We start from the raw sequence: 6,457 nt of genomic DNA, 5'->3' as shown, positions 1-6,457 counted from the left end.
TCGCTGCTCGAGATCGAGCGCGAATTGCTGCTCGATCTCGAGCAGCGACTTGCCGGCTGCGACCTCCATCACGCGCGCCAGAATGTCGGTGGAATGGCCGTATTGCCAGAGCGCGCCCGGCTGGTTGTGCAGCGGCAGCTTTGCGATGCGCTCGGCGAACTCGGCGAGATCGAAATCGCCGGCATAGAGGTTGGCGTCCTTGTAGGCCTTGCGGACCAGGCTGTCGCCATAGAAGCCATAGGTGACGCCCGAGGTGTGCGTCATCAGGTCCTTCACCGTCATCGGCCGGACCAGCGGCACGAGCTCCAGCGACTTGGTCCCGTCCTCGGCCTTCTTCTCGACGCCGACCTTCACATTGGCGAAGGACGGGATGTATTTCGAGACGGGATCGTCGAGCCTGAGCTTGCCGTCCTCGATCATCTTCATGGCAGCCACCGACGTGATCGCCTTCGTCATCGAGAACAGGCGGAAGATCGTCTTGTCGGTGATCGGCGCCTTGCTCACGACGTCCTGGACGCCGAAGGCTTCGCGGAAGACCGGCTTGCCATTGTGCTGGATCAGCACCGTCGCACCGGCGATCTTGCCGGTTGCGACCTCATTCTTGAAGAAGTCGCTGATCCTGGCGAGCTTGTCCGGATTGAACCGCGCGCCGGCCGGGATCTCGTAAGTGCCTTCCGCATGGGCCAGCGGTATCGCACAGAGCGACACCAGCGCGGCACATGCCAACGAACGCAGTCCAAAACGTAACGTCATATTCCCTCCCCGGAACAAGCCGGCGGAGTGTACCGACCACGTCAGTCGGCACAAGGGCTGCCGTGTCGCAAGAGCGCCTCGATATGGACGTTCGCGCTGGGCTCGGAGAAACAGCAGAATATGACGCGGGCGACGGATGGCGTCGTCGGCAGCGCTTCGATGGTCGTGCGCATCGCGATATCGGCCGCCCGGTCGACGGGAAAACGGAAAATGCCGGTCGAAATCGCCGGGAATGCCACCGAGGTCAGTGTGTGCCTGGCGCACAGCTCCATCGAGCGGCGATAGCAGGCGGCGAGCAGATCGTCTTCGCCCAGCGTACCGCCGTTCCACACCGGACCGACCGTATGGATCACGTGCGCGGCCTTGAGCCGATAACCCCTGGTGATCTTGGCGTCGCCCGTCTTGCAGCCGTGGAGCATACGGCATTCGGCGACGAGGTCCGGGCCTGCGGCCCGGTGGATCGCCCCGTCCACACCGCCTCCACCAAGGAGCGAATTGTTTGCGGCGTTGACGATGGCGTCAACGCCGAGAGTGGTGATGTCGGCAACGATGATCTCGAGCTGGGCGCCGCCGATCCGGCGCGTCAGCATCGACGAGGCCTCAAGCCGCAGCGTTGATCGCCACGCCCTTCTCGGAGAAGAGCTGCTGCAGTTCGCCGGCCTGGAACATCTCGCGGACGATGTCGCAGCCGCCGACGAACTCGCCCTTGACGTAGAGCTGGGGAATGGTCGGCCAGTTCGAATAGGTCTTGATGCCGTTGCGCAGCTCGGCCGATTCCAGAACGTTCAGGCCCTTATAGCCGACGCCGAGGTGGTCGAGGATCTGCACGACCTGGCCCGAAAAGCCGCACTGCGGAAATTGCGGCGTGCCCTTCATGAACAGAACCACGTCGTTCGACTTCACTTCGCTGTCGATGAATTGCTCGATGCTCATATCCGTTTCCTTTGCGGAGCCCTTCAAATGCCTCGGGCGGCTTGGCCCATGTAACCCGATACTTCAGGATATATGTAGTCCAAACTATTGTGCATCCAAAGCAAAATGGCGGCGACGGGGGCCAGCCATGCGGCCCGCTTGGGCCTTGTGGACGGCCGGTCCATAGCCTGACGGCTCTAATATCATACCCAAGGAGGACTTTTATCCCGTAACGGGCGCCCTATTTAGGACGAACCTGGTCTCGGGAACCGGGCCACGCCAGCTACGTTCTCTTGTGCATCTGGAGAAAAACGTGACGAAACAAGCCTCCGCAACGGCCGGCCCCGCCCATCCGTCACGCTCGCCCGATTCCGGCGGCCTCGCGGAGGCGCTGGTCGATGCCTTCACCGCCGTCCGCAACGAGACCGAGCGCCGCGCGGCACCCCTGAGCCCCGAGGACCAGCAGATCCAGTCCATGCCGGACGCGAGCCCGGCCAAATGGCACCGGGCCCACACCACCTGGTTCTTCGAGCAGTTCCTGCTCGGCGATCACTGTCCTGACTACCGGCCCTTCCATCCGGATTTCGCCTTCCTGTTCAACTCCTATTACGTCAGCGCCGGTCCCCGTCACGCCCGGCATCGCCGCGGCGACATCACGCGTCCGAGCGCCGATGAGGTCACGGCCTATCGCCGGCATGTCGACGCTGAAGTCGTCAAATTCTTCCGCGAGGCCGGCGCTGCAAAGCTGCGCGAGATCGCCCCGCTGGTCGAAGTCGGGCTCAATCACGAGCAGCAGCACCAGGAATTGATGTTCACGGACATCCTGCACGCCTTTGCGCAGAACCCGGTGTCGCCGGCCTACGATCCGGCCTGGCGCTTCCCGGCTGCGACACGCACCGGCGATGAGTGGCTGACGCTGAACGAAGGCATCCACAGCATCGGACATGCCGGCGACAGTTTTCACTTCGACAATGAGAAGCCCGCGCATCGCGCCCTGGTCGGTCCGGTGAAGATCGCGCGCAACCTCGTCACCAACGGTGAATGGCTCGCCTTCATCAAGGACGGCGGTTACGCGACCGCGACGCTCTGGCTGATGGACGGATTTGCCGCCGTCAACAACGAGGGCTGGCAGGCGCCCGGCCACTGGCGCGAGATCGACGGCCAGTGGCACATGATGACGCTCGCCGGTCTCAAGCCGGTCGATCCCGCAGCGCCCGTCAGCCATGTCAGCTATTACGAGGCTGACGCCTTCGCGCGCTGGGCGGGCAAGCACCTTCCGACCGAGATGGAATGGGAGGTCGCGGCCCGCGCCGAAAAGCTCAACGATGCCTTCGGCATCGTCTGGCAGTGGACCCGCAGCTCCTACTCCCCCTACCCGGGCTACCGCGCCATCGAAGGCGCGCTCGGCGAATACAACGGCAAGTTCATGGTCAACCAGTTGGTGCTGCGCGGCTCCTCGCTTGCAACTCCCGAGGGCCACAGCCGTATCACCTATCGCAACTTCTTCTATCCGCACCACCGCTGGCAGTTCACGGGATTGCGGCTCGCCCAGTACGACTAACAAACTTCCGACGACAACCGCGCGCCGGACAGCGCGTTCAGGAGAGTATCATGAATGTGCATGCCAGCGCTTTGGCTGAAGCCCATCTTCCTGACGAACAGACCACCGCCTTCGCCCGCGAAGCCATCGAGGATCTCTCGCAGCAGCCGAAAAAGCTCTCGCCGAAATACTTCTACGATGCGACCGGATCGGAGCTGTTCGAGGCGATCACACGGCTGCCGGAATACTACCCGACCCGCACCGAGCTCTCGATCCTGCGCGAGCGCGGCGACGAGATCGCGGCAATCATCCCGGAGCACGCCGCGTTGGTCGAGTTCGGCGCCGGCGCGACCACAAAGGTTCGCTTGCTCCTGAAACACTGCAAATTCGCCGCCTATGTGCCCGTCGATATCTCCGGCGATTTCCTGCATGCGCAGGCGAACGGATTGCGGCGTGATTTTCCTGCGCTCGCCATCCATCCGGTCGCGGCTGATTTCACGACGCCGTTTGCGCTGCCCCCTGCTGTCACCGATATGCCAAAAGTCGGCTTCTTCCCGGGCTCGACGATCGGCAATTTCGAGCCGCATGAGGCCAGCGCCTTCCTGAAGAGCGCGCGCGAGATCCTGGGCCGGGGCGCGCAGATGATCATCGGCGTCGACTTAGAGAAGGACGAGCGCGTGCTCTACGACGCCTATAACGATGCGGCCGGCGTCACGGCCCGTTTCAACCTCAATGTGCTGGTGCGGATCAATCGCGAGCTCGGCGGCAATTTCGACCTCTCCGCCTTCACCCATCGCGCGATCTACAATCACGAGCGCCACCGCATCGAGATGCACCTGATCAGCAAGAAGAGCCAGACCGTGCGCCTGCTGGGCACGAGCTTCTCGTTCCGCGCCGGCGAGACCATCCACACCGAGAACAGCTACAAATACAGCCTCGAGCGCTTTGCGGCGCTGGCGCGCGGTGCTGGCTGGCGGGTGCGCGAAACCTGGACGGATGCGGCAAAGATGTTCTCGGTGCACGCGCTGGAGGTTGCGGAGTAGGCAAATCGGGAATGCCGGCGACCGCGGCCGGGCCCGGCCGATCGTACGGATCGCGGCAGGTCAGGTTCAATGAGCCTCGGCCTCCTCAGGCTTCGACCCCAGCGATAGCGACTCCCACACCGCCACCACGATCAAGATCAGCGTCGTCGCGACCGACAGCCAGAGCGGCGACAGATGGCCGCCGAACCAGCCGAGGCCGAGCAGCGCAAGAATGCCGACGCCGTGCGAGAGCTGGAGGAAGCCGCGGATCGAATGCTTGAACAGGATGGTGCCGACCAGGAACACCAGCGGACCACCGACCGTGCTGGCGACTGTCCTGATGTCGGAATGCCCGGTCGGATGCTTGAGCACGAGCTCGTCCGACACGGCGGTGAGGATGATACCGGCGATGATCGGCATGTGCAGATAGGTGTAGGCGAGCCGCGCCAGCCGGCCGGACTCGACAGACTTCGAGAGTCGTTCAGAGCCAGCCTCTGCACCCTTGTGGAAATAGATCCACCACATCGCAATCGCACCGATCAACGCGGCCAGGAAAGCTGTGATGTTTTCGGCGGTCCAGCTCAGCTCCGCAAAGGTCGCGCCGTTGACCACGATGGCTTCGCCGAGCGCGATGATGACGAAGAGGGAGCAGCGCTCCGCCATGTGGCTGCCTTCGACGGCCCATGCCTCGACCGACGAGAAGCCCAGCTTCGGCACCCAGAAGCGCGCGGCCGGCGAAATGTACTCCCAGACGATCGCTGCCAGCCACAGCCACAGCCGCGTTTCCCCCTCCGAAAGGCCACCCAGAATCCAGAGGACGCCCGAGACACAGAGCCAGGCCAGGATGCGGATCGCATTGTGCCGCACCAGCGTCCGATGCGCTGGCGTCGCGATCAGCCAGAATGCGGTGCGCCCGACCTGCATCGACGCATAGGCGATCGCAAACCACAGGCCCCGTCCCTCGAAGGCGGACGGGATGGTCGTCGATAGCATGAGGCCGCCGAGCATCATCAGGAAGAGCATGATGCGGACCGGCGTCAGCTCGGGATTGAGCCAGTTGGTCACCCAGGTCGTGTAGACCCACACCCACCAGACCGCGAGGAACAGGATCGTGACCTGCACCGCGCCGAGCGGCGTGAAATGGTGCAGCAGCGTGTGCGAGATCTGGGTGACGGCGAAGACGAAGACGAGGTCGAAGAACAGCTCGGCATTGGTGACGCGGCTGTGCTGGTTCGGCACGATGACACGAAACATCGCGCCGCGATGATCGTCCGCAGCCATTGTCGGCCCCCGTCTCGCGAAGAAATCAGCTGCCGGGCACGCCGGTCTGCAGCGCCAGCGCGTGCAACACGCCGCCCATCTGTCCCTGCAGCGACCGGTAGACGATCTGATGCTGCTGGACGCGGGACTTGCCGCGGAAGGATTCCGAGATCACGGTCGCGGCATAGTGGTCGCCGTCGCCGGCGAGGTCACGGATGGTCACCTCGGCATCGGGGATCGCTGCCTTGATCATCGCCTCGATATCGTGGGCGTCCATTGGCATTCGGGTCTTACTCCATATCTCGACTTCAAGTCAGTCTGGGTGTCGAATCTTTGCCGGGGTCCAGACTTCAAAGCCAAGCTTGCCGGCAGGGCCAAACTTAGCGTGAACGGCCTTCTCCGTCACGCCTTCAGGCACTATATCCCTGATCCCATCAGGATAAAGGCACGACAAAGTGCCGCGCGCGGCAGATCGAACGAAAAGGCGTGAATTCATGAAACTTCCGGGCCCCGACCACCCCATCACCATCACCCAAAACCCCCGCCGCATCCGGGTGACCGCGGGCGATATCGTGATCGCCGATACGACCAAGGCCCTGACGCTGAAGGAAGCCAGGTATCCGGCGGTGCAATATGTCCCGCGCGAGGACACCAACATGGCGCTGCTCGAGCGCACCGACCGGGTCACGCACTGCCCCTATAAAGGCGACGCGAGATATTTCAGCATCACAGCCGACGGCAAGACGCTCGACAACGCGATCTGGACCTACGAGACGCCCTTCCCCGCCATGAGCGAGATTTCGGGACGGCTGGCGTTCTATCCGGACAAGGTGAAGATCGAGGAAGTGGGGTAGTTTTTCGCAGAAGCTTCCGGCATAGCCGTCCGAAGGACGGCGTCGCTCCCGCTCGCCTATGTCCCGGCCATCCACGTTCTATGCTGCGATCGGCAAGGAAGAACGTGGATGCCCGG

8 protein-coding genes are annotated in these 6,457 nt (G+C 63.2%); 3 read left to right on the top strand and 5 right to left on the bottom strand.

The features are described 5' to 3' along the window. From C2U70_RS03980 to grxD, 3 genes are all read right to left on the bottom strand, one after another. A partial coding sequence (locus C2U70_RS03980) for a serine hydrolase domain-containing protein (protein WP_140976559.1) occupies positions 1 to 753 on the bottom strand: 753 nt, incomplete at its 3' end. Positions 754 to 794: 41 nt separating this feature from the next. Continuing rightward, positions 795 to 1,343, bottom strand: a complete 549-nt coding sequence (locus C2U70_RS03975) for an O-acetyl-ADP-ribose deacetylase (protein WP_140976558.1) — start codon at positions 1,341 to 1,343, stop codon at positions 795 to 797. A 10-nt stretch (positions 1,344 to 1,353) separates the two neighbouring features. After that, a complete protein-coding gene (grxD, locus tag C2U70_RS03970; protein WP_140976557.1) occupies positions 1,354 to 1,686 on the bottom strand; it encodes a Grx4 family monothiol glutaredoxin in 333 nt (110 codons plus the stop codon). Positions 1,687 to 1,978: 292 nt separating this feature from the next. On the opposite strand from grxD, the gene egtB reads away from it, so the two are divergent. After that, a complete protein-coding gene (gene egtB / locus C2U70_RS03965) occupies positions 1,979 to 3,226 on the top strand; it encodes an ergothioneine biosynthesis protein EgtB (RefSeq protein WP_140976556.1) in 1,248 nt (415 codons plus the stop codon). Between the two features lie 50 nt (positions 3,227 to 3,276). Beyond that, the gene (gene egtD / locus C2U70_RS03960; RefSeq protein WP_140976555.1) at positions 3,277 to 4,248 is read left to right on the top strand and encodes an L-histidine N(alpha)-methyltransferase; all 972 of its coding nucleotides are present in this window, start codon (positions 3,277 to 3,279) and stop codon (positions 4,246 to 4,248) included. Positions 4,249 to 4,314: 66 nt separating this feature from the next. Here egtD and C2U70_RS03955 read toward each other — a convergent pair whose 3' ends face one another. Next, positions 4,315 to 5,508 (bottom strand): low temperature requirement protein A, encoded by a 1,194-nt coding sequence (locus C2U70_RS03955; RefSeq protein ID WP_140976554.1) that lies wholly within the window; start codon positions 5,506 to 5,508, stop codon positions 4,315 to 4,317. Positions 5,509 to 5,533: 25 nt separating this feature from the next. Next, entirely contained in the window at positions 5,534 to 5,770 is a 237-nt protein-coding gene (locus C2U70_RS03950) for a BolA family protein (RefSeq protein ID WP_092293730.1), read from the bottom strand. A 211-nt stretch (positions 5,771 to 5,981) separates the two neighbouring features. Between C2U70_RS03950 and C2U70_RS03945 the strand changes: the two genes are divergently transcribed. After that, on the top strand, positions 5,982 to 6,341 hold the full coding sequence (locus tag C2U70_RS03945; protein ID WP_140976553.1) for a DUF427 domain-containing protein: 360 nt from the start codon (positions 5,982 to 5,984) through the stop codon (positions 6,339 to 6,341). The last annotated feature ends 116 nt before the right edge of the window (positions 6,342 to 6,457 follow it).

Source organism: Bradyrhizobium guangdongense (genome assembly GCF_006483445.1).
Classification (GTDB): domain Bacteria; phylum Pseudomonadota; class Alphaproteobacteria; order Rhizobiales; family Xanthobacteraceae; genus Bradyrhizobium; species Bradyrhizobium guangdongense_A.
The sequence above is the reverse complement of the archived record's forward strand: the minus strand, read 5'-3'. Positions and strand labels throughout refer to the sequence as shown.

Coding starts and splice junctions, on each gene's coding strand:
- C2U70_RS03975 (WP_140976558.1), bottom strand. CDS start 1,343: ATGCTGACGCGCCGGATCGGCGGCGCCCAGCTCGAGATCATCGTTGCC.
- egtD (WP_140976555.1), top strand. CDS start 3,277: ATGAATGTGCATGCCAGCGCTTTGGCTGAAGCCCATCTTCCTGACGAA.
- C2U70_RS03955 (WP_140976554.1), bottom strand. CDS start 5,508: ATGGCTGCGGACGATCATCGCGGCGCGATGTTTCGTGTCATCGTGCCG.
- C2U70_RS03945 (WP_140976553.1), top strand. CDS start 5,982: ATGAAACTTCCGGGCCCCGACCACCCCATCACCATCACCCAAAACCCC.
- grxD (WP_140976557.1), bottom strand. CDS start 1,686: ATGAGCATCGAGCAATTCATCGACAGCGAAGTGAAGTCGAACGACGTG.
- C2U70_RS03950 (WP_092293730.1), bottom strand. CDS start 5,770: ATGCCAATGGACGCCCACGATATCGAGGCGATGATCAAGGCAGCGATC.